Genomic DNA, 26,677 nt, shown 5'->3' with positions numbered 1-26,677 from the left:
TCAAAATTTTCGATAGATCTTATTAACATTTTCAATTTTACAAATGGGATTTGCCCTCTTATAATATAATAATGAACAATAAGGAGGGGAAATATGAACAAAAAGCTAAATACTATTACTATTAGCGGCCTAATGATAGGTCCAATATTAGGATCGGGTATTGTACTTCTGCCGCCTATTGCAATTAAGATGCTTGGAGATAAGGCCATTATTGCTTGGATAATAATAATGCTTATGGGTATTATATTTGCTTATATATTTACAAAGATGAGTATACTGACTTCAAGTAATGAGGGAGTAAATGTAGTAGTAGGAGAGAAACTTGGGCAGAATTTTTGTGAACTATCTTCAAACTATTTAACAGCAGCAGTTTGCTTTGGTCCAGTAGCTGTTTTGTATACAGCTTCTGGCTTTATTTGCAATATGATTCCGGGGGGAAATAATTATCAGATATTTGTAATTTTAATTTTGTTACTGCTTAATGTACTTGTTCTATTAATGGGAATAACTGCAATGGGAAGAGTTACTTTAGTGCTTTCTTCACTTACGGGCCTTATTCTTGTTATTGGCAGTATTTTTAATCTTTCAGAGCAAGATTCTATAAGTTTTCCTAATGCCTTCCCGCAAATTACAACACTTGGCTCGACGCTTTTGTTGTTATTTTGGGCCATTATAGGATGGGAAGTAATTGGAAGTTATGTTGAAGAGGTAATAAATCCAGAAAGAACGCTTATGCTCGCTATGAAAATTAGTCTTTCAGCTGTTATTTTCATATATCTATTGACCACCTTTGCTTTACAGAATAGTACAAGCTATATGGTTACAAAAGAAACAGATATCAATGTAAGTTTAATTCTCATTCCGTTATTCGGTAATTTATCATATATTATTATGGGAATTATAGCAGCAGGTTTATGTTATTCAACCTTAATTATGATATTAGGTGCTGTGACAAGACAAATGGCTTCCAGGGCAGAAAAAGGAACTCTTCCTGCTTTCCTAAGAAAAAAGGAAGAAGAACGATCGCCTAAAAGAGCTTTAATATTGTTAACTACATTTCATTGTTTGGTTATTGTTCTTATTCATTATAATTACGTTACTTTGGAATGGACTGTAGGAATCGCAAATACTTTTTTTATTTGTAATGCACTTCTTGGGCTTATTGCAAGCTTGAAATGCGTAAATGGAATTTTATTAAAAGTACTAATAACTTTACTAATCATTGTGTTAGCTATATTGTTAACTTTTTCGCCTTTAGCAGGCTGGCTGTTATTGCTGTTAGTAAGCTTAATGAGCATGCATAAGAGCATTTTAAATTTCATAGAAAAGCTTAGGACTTCAACTTTCTTTAGAGGAGTTTCATAGAAAATTTAACAATTAAGGATATTTCAATCATGAAATATCCTTAATTGTTATATCATGTTGTGATATAAATCACACTTAAAATATAAACATATGGTTATAATAATATCAGCTAAATAAATTGATTAATAAGGGAAAACGAAAGGAGAAGTCAAGTATGTCCAATTTTGCTACAAGCATAGATGTTAGGACTCTAGAAAGAGGAAGTAAGAAGGATATTATTTTTGAAGCTTTTGAAAAACTAAATTTAGATGAAAAAATGGAACTTATAAATGATCATGATCCACGTCCTCTTTATCAGTATTTTATGTCAAAGGTTCCTGAAAAGTTTAAGTGGGAGTATCTAGAGCAGGGGCCTGAGGTATGGAGAATAGTAATTACGAAGAAATAAGGAATGTGCAGTTAAATCGAAAAAGAGGAAATTAAAACGGATATGCAAAAATTAAGGATCCAATTGAAGTTTTAAATAGAGAAAGGCTAGAAATTTTTCTAGCCTTTTCATATTATAAGAGACTACCATCATCTTCAACGAGTTGTTTTCCAGCCTTGGTAAGTATATATTGTTTTTCACTTGGTGACAATTTAGATGTATTAGAATTCTTAATTAGATTGCATTCTTCAAGATCTTTAATAGACGCAGTTACAAGTTTGGAATGCTTTTTGGAGAATTTTGAAAGAATATTAAATTGGCTTAATGACTTATCTGGATATAATTCAGATAAAATTTTCTTAGCATAGTGTTTATGGCTTTCTTTTATTTTTTCATATAACAAATGGTGGAAGGTTATTTGTTTAGCATTCATTCAATACCTCAAAATATAATAATCTTACTAAATTATATGTATAGGTTTACTTACTATATTCTTGCTTAGAGATAAATACTTAACAATTTTTTATTTATAACTAAACATTGCTAGTTTTTTCATATACAGAAGTTAGATAAGATTATAATAGGAATACATTTTACTGAACGAATTGATTTAATAAATGCACTTATAGTAGATTTTCGCTTATTGCATTAAGATGTAATTATTAATAACTTTGTTATATAATTATAAGGTAATTTGAGCACATGAAAAATTAATTAACTATGGTGCAAAATAGGCTGCCATACTGGTCTATTATTTTTTGAGCGTGACTTAGAAGAATAGGAGCATTATTTAATGAATATAAGCGATTTAATAATATATAATAAAACAATGACAAAAAGAGAAGCTGCTTATGTGGATTACCCAAGTAATTTGTCAACGGAATTGTGTGGATACCTTTCTGAAAAAGGGATTGGTAAGCTATATTGTCATCAGGCAGAAATGTTTGAAAAAGCAATGGAGGGAAATAATATTGTAATAACCACATCTACGGCCAGTGGAAAAACTCTTAGCTTTTTACTGCCAGTTATTCAAGAAATTTTATCAAATCCTCTTGCAAGAGCAATTTTTATATATCCTACAAAGGCACTTGCAAGTGATCAGTATCGTGCTATCTTACCATACTTAGAATATTTCGGGGATAATAGGATTTCGGCAGGTGTATACGATGGGGATACGACTGTAAATGAAAGAAGTAGAATAAGAAAAAGCGCTAATATTATTTTAACTAATCCAGAAATGATAAATGCTGCATTTTTACCGAATCATAGTAAATTTGGTTTCGATTTTATATTTTCTAATTTAAAATATGTAGTAATTGACGAGCTGCATACATATAGAGGCGCATTTGGTTCACATCTTGCAAATGTATTTAGAAGACTAGGGAGAGTATGCAGATATTATAATTCATCACCTAAGTATCTATGCAGTTCAGCAACCATAGCCAATCCTGTTAAACTCGCAGAAGAAATCTGTGGGCAGAAATTCATTAGAGTTAGTAAGGATGGTTCACCAGCCCCACAAAAGAAATACATGCTTGTACAACCACCGAAGATTATGGGAAATGATAAAAAGTATTATGGGCAAGTACAATCAACCTCAGTTGCCGCTGATTTACTACCTGATTTAGTGGAAAATGATAATAGTTTTATTGCTTTTGCTAAATCAAGAAGAAATGTTGAAGTAGTATTAAAAGAATCAAGAGATAAATTAGAGACGGAGAACTTCTTTGGAGGATCCTTAAAAGATAAGATATCTGGATATAGGGGAGGCTATACGCCAATCGAGCGTAAAGAGATTGAAAATAAAATGATTACAGGAGTTTTACGAGGACTCGTATCTACAAATGCTTTAGAACTTGGAATAGATATTGGGAAAATTGATACAACAGTAATTATTGGATATCCAGGAACAAAGGCATCTTTTTGGCAGCAAAGTGGAAGAGCAGGTAGAAGTGGAAGCGAGTCTACCAATTATTTGATTCTTGATAATCTTCCTTTTGATCAGTACATAGCAATTAATCCAGACTGGCTTTTTGAAAGCGGAAGTGAAAATGCAGTTATTGATAAGAATAATCTTCTAATAGAACTTGCTCATATACGTGCTGCAGCTGCTGAAATACCATTAACCTTAGATGATATTTCTATTTTTCCAGATTTAGGTGAAACAATTCCAGTTTTAATTAGAGCAAGTGAATTAACCAATCAAAGTGGAAAGTTTGCATGGAGTGGTAATTTCTTTCCAGCAGGAGACTTTAGTTTAAGAAATATTGATAAAGCTAGATACAAGTTGATTAATAAAGATAATAATAAAGAGATTACAGAAATGGATGAAATGCAGGCCTTTCGTGAAGTTCATAATGGGGCAATCTATATGCATGATGGTGTTCAATATCAAGTTATAAAACTTGATTTAGAAAGCAGAACTGCATTTGCGATTCCTTCTAATGGAAATTATTACACAATGCCTGGTGGTATTACTAATATAAGGATTATTCAAGGCAGTAAGGATATGGAGTATAAACGCACTAAGGTCACATTTGGTGATGTAAATGTTGATGAAATAGTTTATATGTACAAAAAGTTGCAATTTCATAATCATCAGAATCTAGGTTTTGAACAGTTAGAAAAACCATTATCAAAGGATTACGATACGGAAAGCACCTGGATAAGGATTCCAGATAATGTGGTTACGGTATATAGAAGACTGCTTCAAGAAAGTCAAAATGGCATGATTATAAGAAACAATCACTTTGAAGGAGTATGTTTTGCTATAAAAAATGCAGCCATGATGGCTACAATGACAGAGCAGGAAGATATTGGAGTTGTAATGTCTAATAATGCAATAGAAATAAGGGAAAATTATGATGAAGAAGTATATATGTTTATTTATGATAAGTATGTAGGGGGCCTCGGTTATGCAGAAAAGGTATTTGATTTAACTGAACAGATTGTTGAAGATGCAATTAAGATGGTTGGTGGATGCAAATGTGAAAATGGATGTGCTGCATGTATTGGGGATTATCAATTAGATAAATCTATGGTTCTTTGGGGATTAAAGAATTTATTAGAAGAAATAGAGGCACCAAAGGATATTAAGCTAGTTCAATATGCTCCTTCAACATTTATTAAGAAACCATTTAAATTTGAAGAATTACAAGGAAAATGGAAAGAATTCTGTGAATATATGCAAGAGAATGGAGATGCATTTGCAAAATTTTTAAGTACAATTCCTGAAGTTGAAATAGACAATCGTACTTTAACTTTAGTTTTAAATAATGCTTTTTATAGAGAATGGGTGATGGAAGAAAGCAATAAAAAGAGTATAATAAATATAATTTCCTTCCATACAGATGCTCCAGTAGGAATTGAATTAAGAGTCAGACTTGAAGAGACAGACGAAGACAGAAAAAACATAAAAAATAAATTACAGAGAAGATATGAAGATCTTACAGAATAGGAGAAATTTCATGCATTATGAGGAACAATTGAAGAGATTAAATGAATATCAAAAAGAAGCAGTGTTAGATGAAAGTAATGCATGTATTGTAAATGCAAATGTTGGGAGTGGAAAAACTACAGTATTAATTTCAAAAATTATATATCTCCATTATGCAAAAAACATTAGCTATAAAGATATGATTGTATTGACTTTTACTAACAAAGCAGCAAATGAGATTAAAGAAAGATTAATCGCTTCTGATGATAGTATACAATTAGAAGAGCTTGAGGGTTTTGGAACCTTTCATAGTGTTGCACTACATTTGCTTAAAAATGTATTATCTGTTGAAAAAATAGAATACAATAAGGAATTTCTTGTAATAGAGCCAGAAGAGGAATTAGATATTGCTATGCAGATAACACAGGAAGAAAAGCTTAAAATTAAATATAAGAACCGATTAATAAAGCGGCTTGAGCAGGCTATGTCCATTGAGAAAGAAGAGGAAAAGGTTTCACCATATGATGATGATATATTTAGGCTGGTTGAGTTATTAAAAGAAGAAAAAATAAAACAGAATAAGATGACCTTTTCAGATATATTAAAAAATGCAAATATTTTATTAGATGAGTATAAGATAGAACCAAAGTGGATTATTATTGATGAGGTTCAAGACAGCGATAAACTACAGCTTGATTTCATTGATAAATTAAAAAGTGGGGGCACTAAGTTATTTGCAGTAGGTGATCCTAATCAAGTTATTTATAGCTGGCGTGGTAGTTCCTTGAATGTAGTTTATACATTGAAGCATAAATATGATGCAAAGGAACTGTCTCTTCCAATAAATTATCGTTCTAGCAGTGCTATTTTAGAAGCAGCAAGGTGTTTTCAGCAGAGTGGAAGCAATCTGATAGGAGCACGGGAATCTGGAAATAAAATAGTAGTGAAAAATCAGTATAATTCATTTAATGAAGCATGTTATCTAGCAGATAAGATTAAGGAAATACATAAATCAGGTGTATCATATAAAGAAATTGCAGTTTTTTATAGATTACAGAATCAATCTCAGGTATTCGAAGATGTATTTTTGAAAAATGAGATTCCATTTGAAGTATCTATGAAGAAAACTATACGTGATATTCCTGTATTAAACTGGATGATTAAGCTATTGCGTTTTTCAGTAAATCCTAATGATTTTTCATCTGCAATATATGTTCTTAGCAATAAGGATTATGGGGAAAGGATGACAGAAAAGGCAGCAAGAAAAATAGTGAAAGAGCAGAATATAATTAAGTCAGAGTTACTTGAAAAAATGCATAACTTTCTTAATGAATGTTCTAACATTACTAAATCAGATGAGCTTTATACTTATTTTGAATTTGATAAATATATAAGACCAACTGCAGCTACATATAATGAAGATAAAGAATCAATTTGTGCTTTACTAGGTATCATTATGGAATATGTGAAGGAAAAGCAAGTTCCATTTTTAAATGGACTAAGAGATTTTATAAACTCCTCAGCATTATATGGTGTTAATATTTTGCAGAAGGACATAACTAATGAGACGGATTCGGTTAAGCTGATGACATTACATGCATCAAAGGGGTTAGAGTTTTCATATGTGTTTATTACAGGTGTAAATTATGGATTAATTCCATTGCATACAAGAGATATGGAGGAAGAAGAGGAACAAAGATTATTTTTTGTTGGAATTACAAGAGCAAAAGATTATTTAGAACTTTCCTATTATACAAATCCTGATTATCAAAGAGTAGCCCCGGGAGAAAGTAGATATATTTACATGATTCCAGAAAAACTAATACAAAATGATAAGGTAAAAAGTGAGAATGTAAATTTACAAGAACTGAAGAAGCAAATTCAAGAGGCAAAGGCTCACGGAAAGAAAGAAGAGGCAGTAGTTACTGAGTCAATAGTTAAAATAGTAAATAGGACAGAGGAAGCAGTAGTTTCTAAACCGGCAGATATATCAGTAGTGGAAGAAATAAATCATGAACCTATTAAATGGGTGAATCACAAGAAATATGGAATAGGAAAAGTTCTTAATGAAGATGATATGATGGTTGAAGTAGAATTTGAGAATTATGGAGTAAAAGAATTTATAAAAGCCTTTAGCGAGCTGGAATTTTTATAAAGTGAAACTTTTCGGATAGTAGTCATAGGTTAAATATATTTTTATATTTGAATGTCATCAGGATAAGACTCTGGTGGCATAATTTTTATAAATTTACAGAAACTAATAGAAATACGTTCTAATTTTAAGTAAAGCAAAAGCATGTTTTAAATAACTTATAAATTAATTAATAAGGTAATATGAACGAATGAAAATATAGGAGGAATAAGAAAAAAGAGATGTTATATGTATTTAGTTTTCTAATATTATTTTGTGTTGGCATTGTATTATTTCTAAAATTTAACCCAGCCTTTGGAAGAAAGCCAACTAATGAACAAAAAGAGTCGTATAAGCAATTTAATAATTATGTTAACGGGAAATTTGTAAATGAAGCTCCGACGAGTTTGAACATGAGTTTCTCGAATATTTTATCAATGATTAAAGATTCGATTACAGGTGATGAAAATCGAAATCCTCATTGTGAAATTCCTGTTGAATCAATTGATTGGGAAAAAATCAAATGTGAAAAGGATAGTTTAACTTGGCTTGGGCACTCGTCTTTCTTACTTAGCGTTAATAATAAAAAGTTGCTATTGGACCCAATTTTAAGTCCTATTGCATCACCAGTTTCATTTGCAGGAAGTAAAAGATATAAATATAGTGAAAATATGATGGATATTATAGAAAAAATTCCTCCTATTGATGCGGTTTTTATATCACATGACCATTATGACCATTTAGATTATCAATCTGTTGTAAAGCTGAATAGTAAAGTATTACATTTCTTTGTCCCTCTTGGAGTAAATTCTCATTTAATGAGATGGGGAATTCCAAAAGAAAAAATTACGGAACTTAATTGGTGGAATGAAATGGATTATCAAGGCTTAACAATTGCTCTGACACCATCAAGACATTTTTCAAAAAGGGGGTTATTTGATTCCAATGAAACTCTATGGGGTGGTTGGATAATTATTGGAAAGAATATACGTTTATATACCAGTGGAGATGGCGGATATGGTTCACATTTTAGGAAAATCGGTGATAAATATGGACCGCTAGATATCACCTTAATTGAGGGGGCTCAATTCGATAGGCGTTGGTCGAATATTCATATGACACCGGAACAAGCAGTCAATGCAAATATAGATGTAAAGGGTAAGAATATGATGTTAATGCATTGGGGTGCATTTACATTAGCTTATCATGGTTGGAAGGAACCAATAGACCGGGCAATAAAAAAGGCAAAGAGATCAGAAGTAAATTTAATAGCCCCTAAAATTGGGGAAACTGTACTATTGGATTCAAATATAAATGTTCCTATTAATTCATGGTGGGATTTTTAATAAAAGATTTACAAATTAAGATGGGAAAAATATATTGTTAGTATGCCTAGGACTTGATGATCTTATACCGGGTGGATTAACCTAATTTTCATATAAACCTCGAAGAACCAAATATAAATATTTCCTATACAGGATATGCAATATTATTGATTCTAATCTTTTCATAAATTGCTTATATTATTTTTCATAAGTAAATCTAAGATAATCGACAGTTTTATTTAATGTGTCTTATATTCAACAGGCTGGTGCAACATTGATGATTGAAATAAGAAATGCATCTAAATATAATAAATTCATGTCGGTAAAACAATAACTATTAAACGGAGGAGAAACTTATGAGGAAGATATTAAAACATCGTTTTAGTATATTGATTGTATGGATTATAGCTACAGTGGTTTTCACTCTTAATCAACCAAATTTCAATAAAATACTTGGTCAAAAAGGTGAAGCTACAATAAGTGAAAATTCACCATCTGTAGTCGCACAAGAAATGATAAACAAGATGGGCACATCCAAGGGGGATTCACTGCTACTAGTCTTTAGCAGCGATAAAGGACTCTCAGGCGATGAAATGAATGATATTAAGCAAGGTATAGATAAATTAAATCAAAGTAAAGAACAATTACAAATAACTGATATCATAGATCCCTTTAGCAAACCAGAAGCCAAAGATCAGATGATATCAAAAGATAATACAACTGTTCTCGCATCAGTTTCCTTTGAAAAAGGTGAAAGAGACAGGAATACAGTTATGCAGGATTTTAATGATGCGATTAAAGATGTCAAAGTAAATCATTATATTACAGGTTCACTTGCAATAAATAATGATTATCAAAATGAAGTGGCAAAAAGTATAGATAAAAGTGCTATTATAACTGTGGGATTCATATTGGTTGTATTAATACTTATGTTCCGTTCAGTTGTTACACCTATAGTAACTCTTTTAGCTGTAGGATTATCATATATTTGCTCTATGGGGATTATTGGAGTAATGGTTAATCAATTTAATTTTCCGGCTACAAATTTTACTCAAATGTTTGTATGTTTAGTGTTATTTGGAATCGGGACAGATTACCATATACTTTTACTTAATAGATTTAAAGAAGAGTTGTCCCATGGCTTGTCAGTTGATGAAGCAATAGTAACTAGCTATAAAACTTCAGGTAAAACAATACTATATAGTGGATTGACGGTTTTAATAGCTTTTGCAAGTTTAACTTTTGTACAGTTTTCTATATATAAATCAGCTAATGCTGTTGCTATAGGTATAGCTATTCTTTTAATAGAAATGTTCACATTTACGCCTATAGCTATGAAGCTCTTGGGCGGTAAATTGTTCTGGCCATCAAAAGAAATAAATAGTCATAAAGAAAATGGTTTATGGGGCAGAATAACTTCGTTATCAGTTAAACATCCAGTAATCTCTTTACTTGTAGTAGCAATAATGCTTACTCCTATAATAGCGTTTAATGCAAATAAATTGTCTTTTGATAATATTAAAGATTTAAGTGAGACAAATCAATCTGTAAAAGGGTTTAATATTATTACAGATAAATTTAGTGCAGGGAAGGTTATGCAGACTACTGTTGTTTTAGAGAGCGAGCAGCCTTTAGATAATAACGAGGATTTAGCGATAATAGATAATCTTACTGAAAAACTTAAAGGGATAAAGGGTATTAAAGAAGTATCTGGTCCAACTCAGCCTATGGGAAATATGATAGATAATTTTTATACAAATAAACAAACAAATACTGTAGTTAATGGATTATCTAGCGCAAATGATGGTATTGGTAAGGTTAAAGATGGATTAAATAAGATGGATAATAGTTTATACGCTCCTGATTTTTCATCAGTTAAAGATTTATCTATAGGTACAGGAAATCTAAAGGGTGGAATGGACGCTATAACTAACGGATTAGTAAAAATAAATGATGGTATTGCACAAGGAGCCAATGGTGCAGACAATCTTGCAACAGGTATCGGAAAACTTAAAACCGGAGTCGCAAGCATTAATGGCGGACTTGAGAATATTTCAAGCAAAATTACAGAGATAAATAATGGATATACTACACTTGGAGACGGGTATAAATCTTTGGAAGCATCTATAATTCAATTGAAACAGTTGTCAGACGCTATGAAGGGAAGTATTAATAACATTGATGCAAAATTACCTAATGATCCAGACGTAGCTGCCCTTAAAGAGATGTCTAACAAGTTATCGGCTTCATTAGACGGCATTACATCAGCAATGGACAATGCTAACAAAAATTATGATACTTTAGCATCTGGCTTGAAACAAGTTAATGAGGGGCTAAAAACAGTTATAGATAGCACAGGCACAAATTCAGAGCTTGTAAAAGGTATTAATGAACTTGAGAATGGAGCAAAAGCACTTTCAAATGGACTAAGACAAGGAAATAGTGGACAAGAACAAGTTATAAAAAGTATGGCGCAGCTAAGAAGTGGCGCTGATAAAATTAAAACAGGCCAAGATACTTTGTATAATGGATTAAACAATCTTAGTGGAGGAATGACACAACTAAAGGATGGATTAAATGGAAGCAGCAATGGGTTATCAAGCATATCAGATGGGATTGATAAGAGTAATGATTTTTTAAATCAACTTACTAACACTAAAAGTTTTTATATTCCTGATGAAGCCTTTAATAATGCAGATATAACTAAAATGTTCGATGCATATATGTCCGACGACAGAAAAATAGCTAAATTAACTATAACTTTAGATTCAGAGCCGTATTCTGATGCTTCAATTAATCTTATAGATAATATAAACACAGTAGTTGAAAACAATCTTAGCGGTACAAAACTTTCTGGTGTAAAATATGGAGTTGCAGGGGCAACAGCTAATTCTAATGATCTAAGCAATGTTGCAACTCACGATATAACTTTTACACAAATAATAGTACTTGGAGCTATATTTATACTACTTGTCATTATAATAAGATCATTTTGGATCCCAGTTTATATAGTGGGTTCCCTTGGAGTAGCTTATTATGCAGCTCTATCAGCAACAGGTTTTATATCAAAAATGTTATTTAGTAGTGCAGCAGAAGGTTTATCATGGAATGTTCCTTTCTTCTCATTTATTATGATAGCTGCATTAGGAGTTGATTATAGTATATTCCTAATGATGCGCTTTAAGGAATATTCAGATATTTCAGCAAAAGAAGCCATTATAATAGCATCAAGAAAAATAGGCGGAGTAGTAATGTCAGCAGCTATTATTTTAGCTGGAACTTTTGCTACATTGTATCCATCTAATATTGTTATATTAATGGAACTAGCAATAGCTGTTGTAATAGGATTGTTCCTATTAGCGTTTGTTTTACTTCCAGTTGCTATACCAGCGCTTATGTCAATATCAGAAGATATTTCAAAAAAATCAAATACTAAAATACAAGAGATTTCGAAAGCAATGAAAAAGAATAACTATATTGAAGAAATCTAAATTAAATAAATAATAAAGGTGTCGTTAATTAGCGGCACCTTTTAAAATTCCTATCGTACATATTTAAAGCATTTCAATTATAATAATTGCTAAATCATTAGGGGAGACATCCATATTATTATTAAGCCACTGTTGCACAACTCCAATAAAGCCTGATATGGTGTAGGGGATATAGTAATAAGCTTTTATTTCAGAAAATGAACTGTTTAGTGGAAAATCGGTATGCTTTATAAAATTTTTAAATCTATCTATAAAAGCATAATCTCCATCAGGACCAAGTAATATTTTAAACATATCAGCATTGATTTTTATAAATTCAAGTAAATAAGCTAAGAAAGATAATAAGCTATCATAAGTAGTAGTTTCTTCTGAAAATTTTTCGTAAGCTTCTGTAAAGTCGTTGAATAATTCTTCTTCGATCTTTTCTAACATATCATATATATCATTATAGTAAAGATAAAAAGTTGACCTGTTAACATCAGCTAAATCAGTAAGTTCCTTTACTGTAATATTATTTATTTTCTTTTCAGACATAAGTTTTGTTAAGGCTTCTATTAAAACCTTCTTAGTTCGTCTTATCCGTCTATCTATCTTCTTTTTTTCCATAGTAAAAACCTCCAAGGAAGGAATCCTTATTAGTGTATGCAAAATGTGTTAAGTTTATATGTGAAAGAAGGTAACTTGTATAAGTTAGTTCATTTTTGAATTTACTAGTTAGATATTATTCTAAAATCATCATAGTATGGTACAATCGTTATATAATCATTTATTGAAAAATATATTGATATATTTATAATAAATGCTTTAAAATTGATCTATTCAGATAATGCACTTTGGGGAGGTAAACTAATGAAATTACGAATAAAAGATCTATTAGAAAAAAAAATACTGGTGCTAGATGGGGCTATGGGGACTTGTATTCAAAATTATAAATTAGAAGAAAAAGATTTTAGAGGTAATCTAAACTTCTCTTGCAGCCAAAAAGGAAATAATGATATTTTAAATCTCACGAGTCCCAATATAATAAGAGAAATTCACGAAGCATATTTAAAGTCTGGAGCAGATATAATTGAAACTAACACATTTAATAGTACGAGTATATCTCAAAAAGACTATGAGTTAGAAGATAAAATATATGAGCTTAATTTTGAAGGCGCAAAGCTAGCTAGAGCTGCTGCAGATAAATTTACAGCTGAAACTCCAGATAAGCCGCGTTTTGTAGCAGGGTCACTTGGACCTACAAATAAAACGGCCTCTTTATCTCCAGACGTTGAAAATCCAGGCTATAGGAATATAAGTTTTGACGAATTGGTAGATGCCTATAAAGAACAGGTTCAAGGTCTTATTGATGGTGGAGCAGATTTAATACTTATAGAAACAATATTTGATGCATTAAATGCCAGAGCTGCCCTTATGGGAGCAAAGTCTGCATTTTTAGAAAAAGGTAAGAACTTACCTATAATAATATCTGGGACTATTGCGGATAAAAGCGGAAGGATTCTTTCAGGTCAGACTTTAGAAGCTTTTGCAAACACCATGGTAGACGAAAGTATAATTGCAATAGGTCTAAATTGTTCCTTTGGAGCAAAGGATTTAATACCATTTGTAAAATTTCTTTCAAAAACTCAAAATAGGTATATAAGTGTTTATCCAAATGCAGGACTTCCAAATTCTTTTGGTGAATATGATGAAAGACCAGAAGAAACTGCATCTTTAATAAAAAGTTTAGCAAAGGATGGATGTCTTAATATTGTAGGAGGCTGCTGTGGTACAACTCCAGATCATATAAGAGCAATTAGTGAAGCTATAAAAGATATACCACCTAGAAAACTACCTGATATAAAGAGGGAATCTGTTTACTGTGGTTTAGAAGCATTTAGAGCAAATAAGGAAAATAACTTTATTAATATAGGTGAAAGAACAAATGTAGCAGGTTCAGCGAAATTTGCAAGATTAATAAGAGAAAAGAATTATGAAGAAGCTTTATCTATAGCAAAAGATCAGGTTGAAAATGGAGCTCAAGTCATAGATATAAACTTTGATGATGCACTTTTAGATGCTAAAGAGGAGATGGATAATTTTCTAAAACTTTTAGCAAGTGAGCCTGAAATTTCAAAGGTACCAGTAATGATAGATTCATCTAAATTTGAAGTCCTTGTAACTGGACTTAAAGCGCTTCAAGGAAAACCAATTGTAAATTCTATAAGTCTTAAGGTGGGAGAAGAGGAATTCAAAAGACAGGCAACCATTATAAAAGATTTCGGAGCAGCTGTTGTAGTTATGGCTTTTGATGAGAATGGGCAGGCAGATACATATGAGAAAAAAATCAGCATCTGCAAAAGAGCTTATGACATTTTGGTAAATGAGGTTAAATTCTCTCCAGAAAATATAATATTTGACCCCAATATCCTAACAATTGCTACAGGAATAGAAGAACATAATAATTATGCAGTAGATTTTATTAATGCAACTAAATGGATAAAAGAAAATTTGCCATATGCAAAAGTAAGTGGTGGCGTAAGTAATCTTTCCTTTGCCTTTAGAGGTAACAATGTAATAAGAGAAGCAATGCATTCGGTGTTTTTGTATCATGCAATTAAAGATGGAATGGATATGGGAATTGTTAACCCAGGAATGATACAAATTTATGATGAAATTGATAAAGCTTTACTTGAAAAAGTAGAAGCAGTTATTTTTAATAAAAGTGAAAATGCAGCAGATGAACTTTTAGAATTTGCAGCAGGCTATAACAAAGTAGATAATAAAGCAGAAGAAAACAAGGAAGCTTGGAGAAATGAAAATGTCAAAGAAAGATTAAAAACTGCTTTAATAAAAGGCATAGATAAATATATTAAGGAAGATGTAGAAGAAGTAAGAACAGAATATAGTAAATCCTTAGAAGTAATAGAAGGACCTCTTATGGATGGCATGAATGAAGTTGGTAAACTTTTTGGTGATGGCAAGATGTTTTTACCTCAAGTCGTAAAGAGTGCTAGGGTTATGAAAAAGGCTGTTGAAGTGTTAATGCCATATTTAGAAGAAGAAAAAAGCAGCGGCGGAAGTATTAGCGCGGGAAAAGTAGTTTTTGCAACTGTAAAGGGTGATGTTCATGATATAGGAAAAAATATTGTATCAGTAGTCCTTTCTTGTAATAACTTTGAAGTTATTGACCTTGGAGTAATGGTACCAACTGAAGTTATTTTAGAAACAGCTAAGAAAGAAAATGCAGATATAATTGCTTTAAGCGGTCTTATAACTCCATCTTTAGAAGAAATGGCAACTGTTGCGGAAGAGATGGAAAAGCAGGGCTTTAAAATTCCACTTATGGTTGGTGGAGCTACAACATCTAAAGCTCATACAGCAATTAAAATTGCACCAAAGTATTCAGGTGGAGTAATTCATACAACTGATGCTTCAAAAGCAGTTGAAGCTGCTAAATTACTTTTAAACAAAGAGAAAAAAGCTGAATACCTTAAATCATTGGAAGCTGAATATGAATCAATAAGAGAACTCTTCAATAAAGTACCTAAAAAATTTGTCCCACTAGATTATGCAAGGGAAAATAGCTTTAAGAAGGAATGGGATAAAGAAGAGATAGATAAACCTAAGATGTTAGGTATAAAGAAATATATTGATTTTCCTATAGGAAAGTTAAGAAAGTATATAGACTGGAGCTTTTTCTTCATTGCATGGGATATGGGAATGATATATCCAAAGATATTGAAAGATGCAAAGTATGGTGAAGAAGCGAAGAAACTATTAGCTGATGCAGAAAAAATGCTTGATAAAATGGAAAGTGAGAATATTCTAAAAGCAAATGCAGCTTTTGGTATCTTTGAAGCCAATTCTATTGGAGATGATATTGAGATTTATAATAATTCAGAAGTAAGTACCTTTAATCTTCTTAGACAGCAAGAGGAGAAAAAAGATAACACTTACATGTGTTTATCAGATTTTATAGCACCTAAAACTAGTGGAATAAAGGATTATATAGGTGGCTTTATTACGACAGGTGGAATAGGCGCAAAAGAATATGCAGATAAACTTAAAGCTGCTGGTGATGACTATAATGCGACAATGGTTATCTTACTTGCTGATAGACTTGCAGAAGCCTTTGCAGAATATATTCATCTTAAAGTAAGAAAAGAATTCTGGGCATATTCCCCAGATGAAAACTCATCTATGGATGATATATTTAAAGGCAACTATAGAGGAATAAGGCCTGCAATTGGTTATCCTTCACTTAGAGACCATTCAGAAAAAGTTAAATTGTTTAACTTGCTTGATAAAGAAGGTGAGCTTAAAGTAGAGCTTACTGACAGCTATATGATGTCACCTACAGCAAGTACCTGTGGTCTTTATTTTGGAAATAAGGATGCTAAGTATTTTGACATTAACAAAATAGATAAGGATCAGTTTGATGATTATGCTCAAAGGAATGGCAGGGATAAAGGTGAACTTAAAAAACTTATGTATACACTTATAGACTAAATTTAAATAATAAGGTTATACATAAGTTAGCAGAATAATTTTTAGATTAATTAAAAACAAAGGACAATTGGGAAATACTATATCTCCTAATTGTCCTTTATTTTTATAATCTAGATATGTAAAATTATTTCGGTAAAAATAAGAAAAAGTTAATACTTAACTAATTTATTCTTAAAAAAATATTAAGCGACCTTTTTTATGGATTCTACATATTCTTGAGCTTTGATGGAATTATATTTTCCTTCCCACTTTGATACAACAACTACTGCTAAAGAATTACCTAAGACATTTACAACAGTTCTAGCCATATCAAGTATACGATCTATTCCTGCTATGAAAGCTAAGCCTTCTAGTGGGATTCCAACAGAACCAAGAGTTGCTAGAAGAACTACAAAAGATACTCCCGGAACGCCTGCTATACCTTTTGAAGTAAGCATTAGCACAAGCATTAAATTGATTTGCTGAGCTATAGATAAATCAATACCATATAATTGTGCTATAAATATAGCAGCAATAGCTTGGTAAAGTGTAGAACCATCTAAATTAAAAGAATAACCTGTTGGTACAACAAAGGTTGCAATTGCCTTAGGACATCCGAATTTCTCCATTTTCTCCATGATTTTAGGTAGAACTGTTTCAGAACTTGCAGTACTATAAGCAAGTATAAGTTCATCCTTTAAAATTTTAATGATTGAGAAGATGCTAGTCCCAACAAATTTTGCAATTAATCCTAACACTACTAGTATAAATAGAATCATTGAACCATAAGTAGTAACAACTAATTTTCCAAGTGGAATTAAAGATGAAAGTCCAAACTTAGAAACTGTTACACCAATTAAAGCAAATACCCCAAAAGGAGCTGTTTTCATTATTTGATTAGTTACCCAAAACATCGCGTCAGCTGTGCCTTGAGCAAACTGTAGAACTGGTTTTCCCTTTTCTCCAATTGCAGAAACTCCTAAACCAAACATAACTGAAAAGAAAATAACTGCAAGCATATCTCCATTTGTAAGGGCCGCAAAAATATTAGTAGGCACAATATTTACAAAAGTATCTGCAAAACTATGATTAGCCACTTTTTCAGAAGTTGCTACATAAGTATCAATACTAGCTTTAGTAAGTTCTTGCATATTTATTCCTGTTCCAGGATGAACAACGTTAGCTATAAAAAGTCCAAGAACAATAGCAACTGTAGTTACTATCTCAAAATAAAGAATAGTTTTTCCTCCAAGTCTTCCTACTTGCTTAATATCTCCTGCTCCAGCGATACCAACAACAAGGGATGAAAAGACTATTGGAACAACAATCATTTTAATTAATCGAATAAAAATATCTCCAATAGGCTTTAAATATGCCTCAACAGCTGGATTACCATAAAAAAATCCACCTACAATAATTCCAAGTACAAGTCCGACAAGAATTTGTAATGCCAGACCAAATTTAATTTTCTTCATACATGTTCTCCTTTGCTTAAGTTTAAAATTTTTATAAAATAAATAAAAAATAAGGTTCATTATGACATTTGAGATGCAATAAATTGCAAATTTATGTAGAAACCTTAGCAACATTTTGAATTATAACATAAATAATGAATATTGTCTCTATAAAAAATTCATTTTTAGAAATGAAGAATATATATTTTTTCTAGTGTTCAATTAATTGATAACATTGCTATTTTTTGTTATGTAATAATGCCGTTATTTTGTAATTGGTAATCGTAGAGTGTTTGAGAAGCTTAAGTAGTTAGAGATAAAACGCAATAAAAAATAGAGGACATGATTTATAAGTGAAATCATGTCCTCTATTTTTGTTACAGGAAAATCAAAAAATAATATATAAAATTACTGCGTTGTTCTTCCGCTATGCAATAACATTCTACCTATAACCTTTTTAGGTCTTTCATTATTTTTAGTATTATTTCCTTTTTGTTTCTTTTCTTCTATTATTTTTTTCATCATTTCTATATTTTTATCATTCATATTTTTTCCTCCAATCCAGAGCCTTTTCATAAAAATAACAAGCAAGTACGCTAGTATATTTCATTTCATGTGCCTAAAATAAATCACATAATTATTTTGATTATATGATTATATTCTTATATTGTATCATAAATTTAAAAGTATATAAACTTAAACTAATGATGCCGATAGAAGGATGTATATCCGTTAAGGTATTCGAAAACTAAAATAATAATTGTTGTATTATAGTTGAAGAACACTATAAAAGGCTTTTACTATAAATTTCTACTATATCATCTAAAGATACTTCTTCAGGATGATTTTTTAGTTTAGCTTTATTAGAAACAAGTGCTTTTGAATACTCAATGATTTCCTCCTCGGTTACCTGAATATTCATATTTAATAATTTTTTGAAGATTTCTTGTAATTCTTCTAATGAATTTAGTTTAAGAATGTTTAGCATTTTTTCAATTTTAGTTTTGTTCTTGAATGATTTTAAATATTCTATTGTCAGAACTCCATTGGCTAAACCATGGGGAAGTCCTTTAAAATAGGTAAGTGGGTAGCCCATGCCGTGAGGCAAGGAAGTTCCAGTTTGAGATATTTGCATGCCTCCTAGGGTTGATGACAGCATAACCTTGTCTCTGAATTCATCATCTAAATTTTTACTGATAAGTTTTTCAAAACAGTATTTAAATAATTCAAAGCCTCTTTCACCATAAAGGTCTGATATATAAGTGCTATTAGAATTTAGATATCCTTCAACTAAATGCGTAAATGCATCTATAGCTGTATTGACAGTTATATCATAAGATAAATTGAAAGTATATTTGCTGTCAAGAAAAGCGGCCACTGGAAATATTGACTGTCCTAAATTTTTCTTTGTCTTTTCTTTATTTGAAGTTACAATGCTATACTGAGTAACTTCTGAGCCTGTTCCAGAAGTTGTTGCTACAGCAACGACAGGAATACTTTCTAGTTGTTTTCCACAAAAAATATTATCTATATTTATCTCTGGATTCTTAATAAAAATAGCCATAGCTTTAGCAGCATCCATAGGTGAGCCTCCGCCTATTCCAATAATAAAGTCTACATTATTTGTTTTACCGATATTACCGCCTTTCTCTATAGTTTCTAACGAAGGATTTTCTTCAACTTGATCAAAAAGAACATGCTTAACGCCAACTTCAGAAAGTGCTCTAACAACATCATCATATGAACCATTCTTTTTTGCAGAATTTCTCCCAGTAACAATTAAAGATTTACTTCCTATAGAGCTAAACACTTCCTTGTTTATTAAAATTGAATCCTTACCAAAGTATATTTTTGTAGGCATTGAATATTTAAATTCCATAAATTATCGTCCTTCCAATTTCTATATTAGTATTTGTAATAAATATCACCTAAAAGATAAAAAATAACAAAACTAAATGATATTAATATTAAATATTTTTATATATGTTAATCTATCGATTTATTACTATAAGATAATTTTAAATTATATATTGCTATAAGTAAAATCTATGCTATATTTTTATATAATATTTTCTAGATTTGGTCAGAAAATCAGATTAAAGAACGAATAGTATATTAGATATATAAATACCAATAATAATATTATCCTAAATATGTGATTGGTATCTTACTAGAAAATTTCTAGCATTTATTTTATATGAAAGGGTGGTATGACATGACAAGTGAAGAATTAGAATTGGTCAATTTAACCAATCAGCAATATAAAGCGTTACTTGTAATGCAAGGGAAAGCATACAAGAAAGTATTAAATCTATATAAGGACTATATTAGTGATTTGGAAAAAATAAAAATGATAAATCAAAATATGGCTGTTATAGATGCAACAATACTAACTGAACTTGAAGATATGAAAAAGCATAATAAACTGTTATTAAAATCATGTAAGTAAAGTATATTTAGTTCTTAAGCTGTAATAATATGATGGCTTGTCTAAAATATCATTTTTACATAGGATTTTTATATATAATAATTATTTTGATTAAGATTAATTAAAAAGTAGAGGCTTATCTAATTTAATGGTAAGTCTCTACTTTTTATAAAAAATTAATCTACGTAAATTTAGTGACCTAAACACATAATATTTTACAAAAGCATTTGGATAGTTTTGATAATAACAATAATGTTTGAGAAACAATTCTTAAATATAGAAATTATATCCAAGTTATATATTGACAATTTAAATCTACAGATGTAAACTTAGATTATGGTTTACATCTGTAGATTTATTTTTGAATTAAGGGGAGATTTAAAATGAAAAATATATTTATCAAAAAAACTATAGCAGCAGTGTTAACAACTGTAACATTATTAGGAGCTTTACCAATGGCATCTAGTGCTGCAACTAAAACAGGATGGGTACTAAAGAATAGCGATTGGTACTATGTCACAACAAACGGATCATATCAAACAGGATGGATGAAAGATAGTAACGGAGTATGGTATTACTTTGATGGTGATGGAGTGATGCAAAAAGATACAACAGTGACAACAAATGGGCATAAGTATAAATTAGGTTCGGATGGTGCATGGATTGGAACAAGTGAAACAAATGATACACAGGGTGTTTGGCAAAAAGGTACTGATGGAAGATGGTATTTTTATCAATCAGGAGTTGTGTTAAAAAATACTACTATAATAACAAATGGTATAGAGTATAAAGTGGGTTCCGATGGTGCGTGGATTCAGAATTATGGAAGTACAGCTAAAGGAGTAGAATCTGGAGCAACTTATAAGATAATAAATGTTGGTAGTGGAAAAGCTCTAGATGTATATGCAGCTGATACAGATAATTTCACTAATGTTGATATTTATGAGGATAATAATTCAGAAGCCCAAAGATGGACTATTTATCAATTCCCAGATGGAACGTTTAAATTAATCAACCCAAAAAGTAAGAAAGCTTTAGATGTATATGCAGCTCAAAAAGATAACTATTCTAATGTTGATATTTATGCTGAGAATGGAACTAGTGCACAAAAGTGGGATATAATTTCTAATAATGATGGCACTTATAAAATAATAAATGTTGGTAGTGGGAAAGCACTAGATGTATATGGAGGTGGAAGTGACAATTACACTAATGTTAATGTTTATACTGATAACGGAACAAATGCTCAAAAGTGGAAGTTGGTTCGTATTGGTTAAGAATTATAGTAAGTATTTATTCAAATAATTCCATATATAAATTTTTTAGCATATTAATAAGAAAGAATAGTAGCTATTTAACCTACAAAGCTATCGTGAAATAGTTACTATTTTCCCCAAATTATTATTAAGTAAACTAAGGATTGACAGGAAAAAGTTAGAGGAATAAACTTGAAATGATATTTACAAATGATAATCACGAGAGAAAGGGGGAAAGGTTATGAAGGAGCTTCCTAAAATTTCTGAAGCAGAATGGGAGGTAATGAAACTTTTGTGGAAAACAAATTCATTAACTTCAGAAAAAATAATAGCCTCACTATCAGAATATAATGATTGGTCTGATCAAACTATAAAAACTTTTATTACAAGGCTTATTAAAAAAGGAGCCATTGGTTACGAAAAGACAGGTAGAGTTTACAATTATTATCCATTAGTTTCAGAAGATGAATGTGTCAAATCTGAAAATGAATTTTTCCTTAAAAAGGTATATAATGGAGCTTTAAACATGCTTTTTACTAAATTCTTAGAAGAAGAGAATTTATCAATTAATGAGATTGAGGAGTTAGAGAATATACTTAAGGACAAAAAAGAGAAAAAATTACCTGATTAAAATAAGGACTGTATTTCTTGTTTAGAAAATTTTATGCCATTAGGAGAATATGGGGTTATGGAACTATTAGAGAGAATCTTTTTGAGTTTTTTACAATCTTCTTTAACAGCAAGTGTAGTTATAATAATCGTAATTCTATTCTTAAAAATATTTAATAAGGGTCTTAGTATAAGAGCTAAAAATGTATTATGGACGTTGGTATTAATAAAGCTCCTTATACCTGTTATTCCAGGAACCAATATAGGTTTATTAAATATGGTATATGAAAGGTATGGGAGCGTTGTACAAGAACAAAATGAAGTAGTCGATTTAAATAAAACAAGTGAAGAATCTCAAATTAATGAACAAAATAATATCAGCATTATTGGTAAAGACAATAACTATATCAGCAATGAGGTAAATTTAAGCAGGAATCTACCAGAAAATAATAAAGATGTAACGGCAGGTGTTTTTAAGGTTATTTCATGTATATGGGCCATAGGATTTGTGATTTCAAGTTTACTGTTACTTAGGTTTGCACTTATGCTGAAAAGAAAAACTAAGGATATAAGGGAATATGTACATCCTGGAATTTTAACTTTAGTTAATGAATGTAAAAATAAGCTCAATATTAAATCAAGAATTCCGGTATATGTGTATGATGAATTTAAAAGTCCTTGCATTATAGGCATAATGAAACCTAAAATTTATATTCCCAAATATGTATTGGATATCGAGGATGATAAGCAGCTTTCTCATGTGTTTTTGCATGAATTAGTGCATTATAAAAGGAAACATTTAATTTATAACTGTCTTAGCATAATTGCATTAATAGTACATTGGTTTAATCCTTTTGTATGGATTGCAATTAAGCAAATGAGATTGTATAGAGAATATGATTGTGATGCTTGCGTTCTTGAACTACTTAGAGAAGATGAAAATACAGAGTATGGTATGACACTGTTAACTCTTTCGAGAATGCTTTTAAATAAGGGAAATTATTCACAAGTTCCAGTTTTTTTTGAAACTAATAATCAAATAAAAAATAGAATTTGGATGATAAAAGGATTTAAAAAAGGCTCTTATAAAATGACAGTAAAAACAATACTAGGAGGTACAATAGCTGCAATTGTTATACTTACAAATAATTTAGCAGTGAAAGCTTTAAATGAAGAAAATATTATTCAAACTCCTACCAGTAGTATAGAAAAAATGAATGATATTAATCCTAGTGAAGCTGAAAAGGATGTTGCAAATACAGATGAAATATTTTCAGGAGAAACTTATAAGCTAATTAATGTTGGCAGTGGAAAAGCCCTAGATGTATATTCAGCTGAGACAAAGGATTATGCTAATGTAGATATTTATGAAGATAATGAAACAGCAGCACAAAAGTGGAGTATTTTTCGAAATTCAGATGGGACATATAAATTAATCAATACTAATAGTATGAAGGCTCTAGATGTATATGCAGCTAAAGCCGATGATTACACTAATGTTGATATCTTTAGCGAAAATGGGACGCCAGCACAAAAGTGGAACATTATAACTAATGGTGATGGCACATATAGATTGATTAATGTTGGTAGTGAAAAGGCTCTGGATGTATATGCAGCTGGAACAGATAATTTTTCTAACGTTGATGTTTACACTTATAATGGAACAAATGCACAAAAGTGGGAACTGGTTCGCGTTGGAGAAAAATAAAATTACAGCTATACATTGACATAGTCAATGTGAGTGTATGGCTGATTTTCGTATCGTTAATTATAATAATTAACGATACGAAATGGTTAGATTACGGTAAAGTTTACCATAATAATATAATCTAAGAAATTATTAATTATATTACGCGTAAAGTACTAGTATATAATAAGTGACTATAAGGTTATTGTGAAGTATAGTATATTTGGTTCAAAATTTAGTTTGAACTAAAGATAAATGGGGGAAATAAAATGAAATCAAGTAAATTAATTTTACGACTAGCAATATCGACTACAATTATAACTACGTTAAATTTAGCAAGCAGCATAAATATAATATCTTCAAAAGCAGATGCTGAAACTAAAACAGATAACTGGGAGATTACCTGGAGTGATGAGTTTAATGGAGATAAAATTAATCCATTAAATTGGACTTATGACATTGATGGGCATGGATGGGGAAACAATGAACTTCAGTATTATACTGATAGACCTGAAAATGCACGAGTTGAAGATGGAAATCTTATTATTGAAGCACGAAAAGAATTGTACAAGGGTAGTCAGTATACTTCAGCACGTTTAAAAACTGAAGGATTACAGAACTTTCTTTATGGAAAAATTGAAGCGAGGATTAAGCTTCCTGAGGGACAAGGCCTTTGGCCGGCATTCTGGATGTTGGGCTCAAATATGTCTTCTGTTAATTGGCCTGATTGTGGTGAGCTTGATATTATGGAACATATAAATTTTACTGAGAATATTTATGGCACTGCTCACTGGAATGCACATGATGGAGCACAATATAAATCTTATGGTGGTCAAACAAATATTGATGTTACTCAATATCACAATTATTCCGTTGAATGGAGTCCAAACTTTATTAAATGGTTTGTAGATGGTACTAAGTATGCTGAGTATGATATTACTAACAGTGTAAATGGAACTACTTCATATCATAAACCATTCTTTATAGTTTTGAATATGGCAGTAGGCGGAAATTGGCCTAAAAATCCTGATTCGTTAACTGAATTCCCTGCAAAAATGTATGTTGATTATGTACGTGTATATCATGATAATTCATCAAAAATCAAAGCAAGAAATGTGTGGTTTAAAGATGAAGATACTGGTTATTGGTCTTACCTAGGTGAAGATGGAAAAGTGAAAACGGGTTGGCTTTATGATAATGGAAATTTCTATTATTTCTATGGAAATGGGCAGATGGCAACAGGATTTATAAATCTTGGAGGAGATGCTTATTACTATCTAGATGAAAGTAATACAAACAGTATTGGGGTTATGAGAACAGGGTGGCAAAAGATTAATGGTTATTGGTATTACTTTAATACAAGCGGAGATAGCGGAATTGTAGGAATTATGAAAAAAGGATGGCAGAAAATAGATGGAGTTTGGTACTATTTCTATTATGGTGATGGAAAAATGGCGTCTAATACAATAATAGATGGGTATTACGTAAATTACAATGGAATAAGGAGTTAAAAAACAGAGATAAATCTATAAATATAAGGCCCGCATAAACTTCATTTGGTGATCTTTTACATCATATCATCTTCATGAAGTTTTTGCAGGCTATTTTGCAGTTAATAGAATTTTATTTAACTCAATATCCTACTTTATTATTAAAAATAGATTTACTTTAAACTTTCTGGTGAATCTGAAGAACTTGTCATATTACCTTTCTTAGAAGCTGATTTTTTAGCACTGCCAGAGTAAACGCTGCTAGCGGAACTTTGGACTGAATTATTAGAATTTAGTATCTTTAAACCTTGTACGTCATATGCGTTTCTAACCATAGTTATGTTCTCCTTTCATTTTCATAAATATTAATTAATAGAATTTAGATATGAGTGATTTAGCTAACAAATATATTTTACCTTTATTTCTTGGGTTTATAACAGGAAGTTTATCACTTTGAAAGATTATTATAGTATTAATAATAAATAGGTTATAGTGAATGTATTTTCAATGTTAGTTATTGTTTTTCAGCATATAGCTAATGATTTACTTCTGTCCGTGAAATAGAGATTGCATATGTAATTATCACCCCAAGTACAATATGAGAGAAAAAGTTTATTACAGTTGTACCAAAGTTTATTGACCAAGTAGGATCGATTGTTCCTAAAAGCAAAAATATGCTGCTCATTAGTGCCCAAATAGTTATACCGGCAACTGTTCCCCAATAAAGAAAGTTAACTAATATTCCAGTTATGATTTTTGAGATGATCCAACCTAGTAAACCAGTAAATAAGATGTAGATAATATAGCTAATAAACGAATATATTCCGCTTGTGACAAATAATATCCTAGAAATAATATATATCATGCTAGAAGAAGATATGTTGATAGAAACTGCAATTTGATCAATCGCTAATTTTATAAGGCCTGCTATTACACCACCCAAAAAGCCAGCTGTACCTCTATGCATTTAAATTCCTCCTTATTTGCTGCAACAAATTAAATTTTACTAGTATTTTGCTTAATTTATTTATAGATTATACTTAATGTATGAGTAAGTTCGGATTAATTTATGTTTCGAGAAAACTCGTTATTAAAAGAGATAAACGGAAAACGAGTATATTAAGAGTATAATATTGAATAAAAAAAGTTTAGCAATACTATAATAAAT

The 26,677-nt window shown here is 30.7% G+C and carries 19 protein-coding genes; 12 read left to right on the top strand and 7 right to left on the bottom strand.

Translation table 11 applies throughout. The annotated features are described in order from the left end of the window. Nucleotides 1-93 precede the first annotated feature (93 nt). A complete protein-coding gene (locus CLCHR_RS14275; RefSeq protein ID WP_079440508.1) occupies nucleotides 94-1,365 on the top strand; it encodes an APC family permease in 1,272 nt (423 codons plus the stop codon). A 154-nt stretch (nucleotides 1,366-1,519) separates the two neighbouring features. Continuing rightward, nucleotides 1,520-1,753, top strand: a complete 234-nt coding sequence (locus tag CLCHR_RS14270) for a DUF2249 domain-containing protein (RefSeq protein ID WP_079440507.1) — start codon at nucleotides 1,520-1,522, stop codon at nucleotides 1,751-1,753. Between the two features lie 112 nt (nucleotides 1,754-1,865). Here CLCHR_RS14270 and CLCHR_RS14265 read toward each other — a convergent pair whose 3' ends face one another. Beyond that, the gene (locus CLCHR_RS14265) at nucleotides 1,866-2,165 is read right to left on the bottom strand and encodes a hypothetical protein (RefSeq protein WP_079440506.1); all 300 of its coding nucleotides are present in this window, start codon (nucleotides 2,163-2,165) and stop codon (nucleotides 1,866-1,868) included. Nucleotides 2,166-2,525: 360 nt separating this feature from the next. Between CLCHR_RS14265 and CLCHR_RS14260 the strand changes: the two genes are divergently transcribed. The 4 genes from CLCHR_RS14260 to CLCHR_RS14245 all read left to right on the top strand — a co-directional run bounded on the left by CLCHR_RS14260 (nucleotide 2,526) and on the right by CLCHR_RS14245 (nucleotide 12,115). Further along, the gene (locus CLCHR_RS14260) at nucleotides 2,526-5,189 is read left to right on the top strand and encodes a DEAD/DEAH box helicase (RefSeq protein ID WP_079440505.1); all 2,664 of its coding nucleotides are present in this window, start codon (nucleotides 2,526-2,528) and stop codon (nucleotides 5,187-5,189) included. A 10-nt stretch (nucleotides 5,190-5,199) separates the two neighbouring features. Further along, entirely contained in the window at nucleotides 5,200-7,323 is a 2,124-nt protein-coding gene (locus tag CLCHR_RS14255) for an ATP-dependent helicase (RefSeq protein ID WP_079440504.1), read from the top strand. A gap of 218 nt (nucleotides 7,324-7,541) precedes the next feature. Next, a complete protein-coding gene (locus CLCHR_RS14250) occupies nucleotides 7,542-8,645 on the top strand; it encodes an MBL fold metallo-hydrolase (RefSeq protein ID WP_079440503.1) in 1,104 nt (367 codons plus the stop codon). Nucleotides 8,646-8,980: 335 nt separating this feature from the next. Beyond that, on the top strand, nucleotides 8,981-12,115 hold the full coding sequence (locus tag CLCHR_RS14245; RefSeq protein WP_079440502.1) for an MMPL family transporter: 3,135 nt from the start codon (nucleotides 8,981-8,983) through the stop codon (nucleotides 12,113-12,115). A gap of 63 nt (nucleotides 12,116-12,178) precedes the next feature. On the opposite strand, the gene CLCHR_RS14240 is transcribed toward CLCHR_RS14245, so the two are convergent. Continuing rightward, the gene (locus CLCHR_RS14240; protein WP_079440501.1) at nucleotides 12,179-12,721 is read right to left on the bottom strand and encodes a TetR/AcrR family transcriptional regulator; all 543 of its coding nucleotides are present in this window, start codon (nucleotides 12,719-12,721) and stop codon (nucleotides 12,179-12,181) included. Between the two features lie 243 nt (nucleotides 12,722-12,964). Between CLCHR_RS14240 and metH the strand changes: the two genes are divergently transcribed. Continuing rightward, nucleotides 12,965-16,606, top strand: coding sequence for a methionine synthase (gene metH / locus CLCHR_RS14235; RefSeq protein ID WP_079440500.1), 3,642 nt, complete (start codon nucleotides 12,965-12,967; stop codon nucleotides 16,604-16,606). A 182-nt stretch (nucleotides 16,607-16,788) separates the two neighbouring features. On the opposite strand, the gene CLCHR_RS14230 is transcribed toward metH, so the two are convergent. The 3 genes from CLCHR_RS14230 to CLCHR_RS14225 all read right to left on the bottom strand — a co-directional run bounded on the left by CLCHR_RS14230 (nucleotide 16,789) and on the right by CLCHR_RS14225 (nucleotide 19,918). Next, nucleotides 16,789-18,060: a cation:dicarboxylate symporter family transporter gene (locus CLCHR_RS14230; RefSeq protein ID WP_079440499.1), complete on the bottom strand. Its 1,272-nt coding sequence runs from the start codon at nucleotides 18,058-18,060 to the stop codon at nucleotides 16,789-16,791. A gap of 387 nt (nucleotides 18,061-18,447) precedes the next feature. Beyond that, nucleotides 18,448-18,585: a hypothetical protein gene (locus CLCHR_RS24815; protein ID WP_169896803.1), complete on the bottom strand. Its 138-nt coding sequence runs from the start codon at nucleotides 18,583-18,585 to the stop codon at nucleotides 18,448-18,450. A 238-nt stretch (nucleotides 18,586-18,823) separates the two neighbouring features. Continuing rightward, nucleotides 18,824-19,918 (bottom strand): iron-containing alcohol dehydrogenase family protein, encoded by a 1,095-nt coding sequence (locus CLCHR_RS14225; RefSeq protein WP_079440498.1) that lies wholly within the window; start codon nucleotides 19,916-19,918, stop codon nucleotides 18,824-18,826. Between the two features lie 336 nt (nucleotides 19,919-20,254). Here CLCHR_RS14225 and CLCHR_RS14220 point away from each other — a divergent pair, with 336 nt between their 5' ends. The 5 genes from CLCHR_RS14220 to CLCHR_RS14200 all read left to right on the top strand — a co-directional run bounded on the left by CLCHR_RS14220 (nucleotide 20,255) and on the right by CLCHR_RS14200 (nucleotide 25,530). Then, nucleotides 20,255-20,488, top strand: coding sequence for a hypothetical protein (locus tag CLCHR_RS14220; RefSeq protein ID WP_079440497.1), 234 nt, complete (start codon nucleotides 20,255-20,257; stop codon nucleotides 20,486-20,488). A 362-nt stretch (nucleotides 20,489-20,850) separates the two neighbouring features. Next, on the top strand, nucleotides 20,851-21,744 hold the full coding sequence (locus tag CLCHR_RS14215; RefSeq protein WP_079440496.1) for an RICIN domain-containing protein: 894 nt from the start codon (nucleotides 20,851-20,853) through the stop codon (nucleotides 21,742-21,744). A gap of 220 nt (nucleotides 21,745-21,964) precedes the next feature. Continuing rightward, nucleotides 21,965-22,354, top strand: coding sequence for a BlaI/MecI/CopY family transcriptional regulator (locus CLCHR_RS14210; RefSeq protein WP_079440495.1), 390 nt, complete (start codon nucleotides 21,965-21,967; stop codon nucleotides 22,352-22,354). Nucleotides 22,355-22,411: 57 nt separating this feature from the next. Then, nucleotides 22,412-24,040 carry a M56 family metallopeptidase gene (locus CLCHR_RS25090; RefSeq protein ID WP_207652321.1) on the top strand — a complete coding sequence of 543 codons (1,629 nt, stop codon included), beginning with the start codon at nucleotides 22,412-22,414 and terminating at the stop codon, nucleotides 24,038-24,040. Between the two features lie 248 nt (nucleotides 24,041-24,288). Further along, nucleotides 24,289-25,530, top strand: a complete 1,242-nt coding sequence (locus CLCHR_RS14200) for a glycoside hydrolase family 16 protein (protein WP_079440494.1) — start codon at nucleotides 24,289-24,291, stop codon at nucleotides 25,528-25,530. A gap of 152 nt (nucleotides 25,531-25,682) precedes the next feature. Here CLCHR_RS14200 and CLCHR_RS24810 read toward each other — a convergent pair whose 3' ends face one another. Then, nucleotides 25,683-25,844 (bottom strand): hypothetical protein, encoded by a 162-nt coding sequence (locus CLCHR_RS24810; RefSeq protein ID WP_169896802.1) that lies wholly within the window; start codon nucleotides 25,842-25,844, stop codon nucleotides 25,683-25,685. A 200-nt stretch (nucleotides 25,845-26,044) separates the two neighbouring features. Next, entirely contained in the window at nucleotides 26,045-26,476 is a 432-nt protein-coding gene (locus tag CLCHR_RS14195; protein WP_079440493.1) for a hypothetical protein, read from the bottom strand. Nucleotides 26,477-26,677: the final 201 nt, after the last annotated feature.

The organism is Clostridium chromiireducens (assembly GCF_002029255.1).
In the GTDB taxonomy this organism is placed as follows: Bacteria; Bacillota; Clostridia; order Clostridiales; family Clostridiaceae; genus Clostridium; species Clostridium chromiireducens.
This window is presented reverse-complemented; position numbering and strand designations above follow the sequence as displayed.

Coding starts and splice junctions, on each gene's coding strand:
- CLCHR_RS14275 (WP_079440508.1), top strand. CDS start 94: ATGAACAAAAAGCTAAATACTATTACTATTAGCGGCCTAATGATAGGT.
- CLCHR_RS14270 (WP_079440507.1), top strand. CDS start 1,520: ATGTCCAATTTTGCTACAAGCATAGATGTTAGGACTCTAGAAAGAGGA.
- CLCHR_RS14200 (WP_079440494.1), top strand. CDS start 24,289: ATGAAATCAAGTAAATTAATTTTACGACTAGCAATATCGACTACAATT.
- CLCHR_RS14240 (WP_079440501.1), bottom strand. CDS start 12,721: ATGGAAAAAAAGAAGATAGATAGACGGATAAGACGAACTAAGAAGGTT.
- CLCHR_RS14215 (WP_079440496.1), top strand. CDS start 20,851: ATGAAAAATATATTTATCAAAAAAACTATAGCAGCAGTGTTAACAACT.
- CLCHR_RS14220 (WP_079440497.1), top strand. CDS start 20,255: ATGACAAGTGAAGAATTAGAATTGGTCAATTTAACCAATCAGCAATAT.
- CLCHR_RS14255 (WP_079440504.1), top strand. CDS start 5,200: ATGCATTATGAGGAACAATTGAAGAGATTAAATGAATATCAAAAAGAA.
- CLCHR_RS14260 (WP_079440505.1), top strand. CDS start 2,526: ATGAATATAAGCGATTTAATAATATATAATAAAACAATGACAAAAAGA.
- metH (WP_079440500.1), top strand. CDS start 12,965: ATGAAATTACGAATAAAAGATCTATTAGAAAAAAAAATACTGGTGCTA.
- CLCHR_RS14245 (WP_079440502.1), top strand. CDS start 8,981: ATGAGGAAGATATTAAAACATCGTTTTAGTATATTGATTGTATGGATT.
- CLCHR_RS24810 (WP_169896802.1), bottom strand. CDS start 25,844: ATGGTTAGAAACGCATATGACGTACAAGGTTTAAAGATACTAAATTCT.
- CLCHR_RS14230 (WP_079440499.1), bottom strand. CDS start 18,060: ATGAAGAAAATTAAATTTGGTCTGGCATTACAAATTCTTGTCGGACTT.
- CLCHR_RS14265 (WP_079440506.1), bottom strand. CDS start 2,165: ATGAATGCTAAACAAATAACCTTCCACCATTTGTTATATGAAAAAATA.
- CLCHR_RS25090 (WP_207652321.1), top strand. CDS start 22,412: ATGGAACTATTAGAGAGAATCTTTTTGAGTTTTTTACAATCTTCTTTA.
- CLCHR_RS14195 (WP_079440493.1), bottom strand. CDS start 26,476: ATGCATAGAGGTACAGCTGGCTTTTTGGGTGGTGTAATAGCAGGCCTT.
- CLCHR_RS14210 (WP_079440495.1), top strand. CDS start 21,965: ATGAAGGAGCTTCCTAAAATTTCTGAAGCAGAATGGGAGGTAATGAAA.
- CLCHR_RS24815 (WP_169896803.1), bottom strand. CDS start 18,585: ATGAATGATAAAAATATAGAAATGATGAAAAAAATAATAGAAGAAAAG.
- CLCHR_RS14225 (WP_079440498.1), bottom strand. CDS start 19,918: ATGGAATTTAAATATTCAATGCCTACAAAAATATACTTTGGTAAGGAT.
- CLCHR_RS14250 (WP_079440503.1), top strand. CDS start 7,542: ATGTTATATGTATTTAGTTTTCTAATATTATTTTGTGTTGGCATTGTA.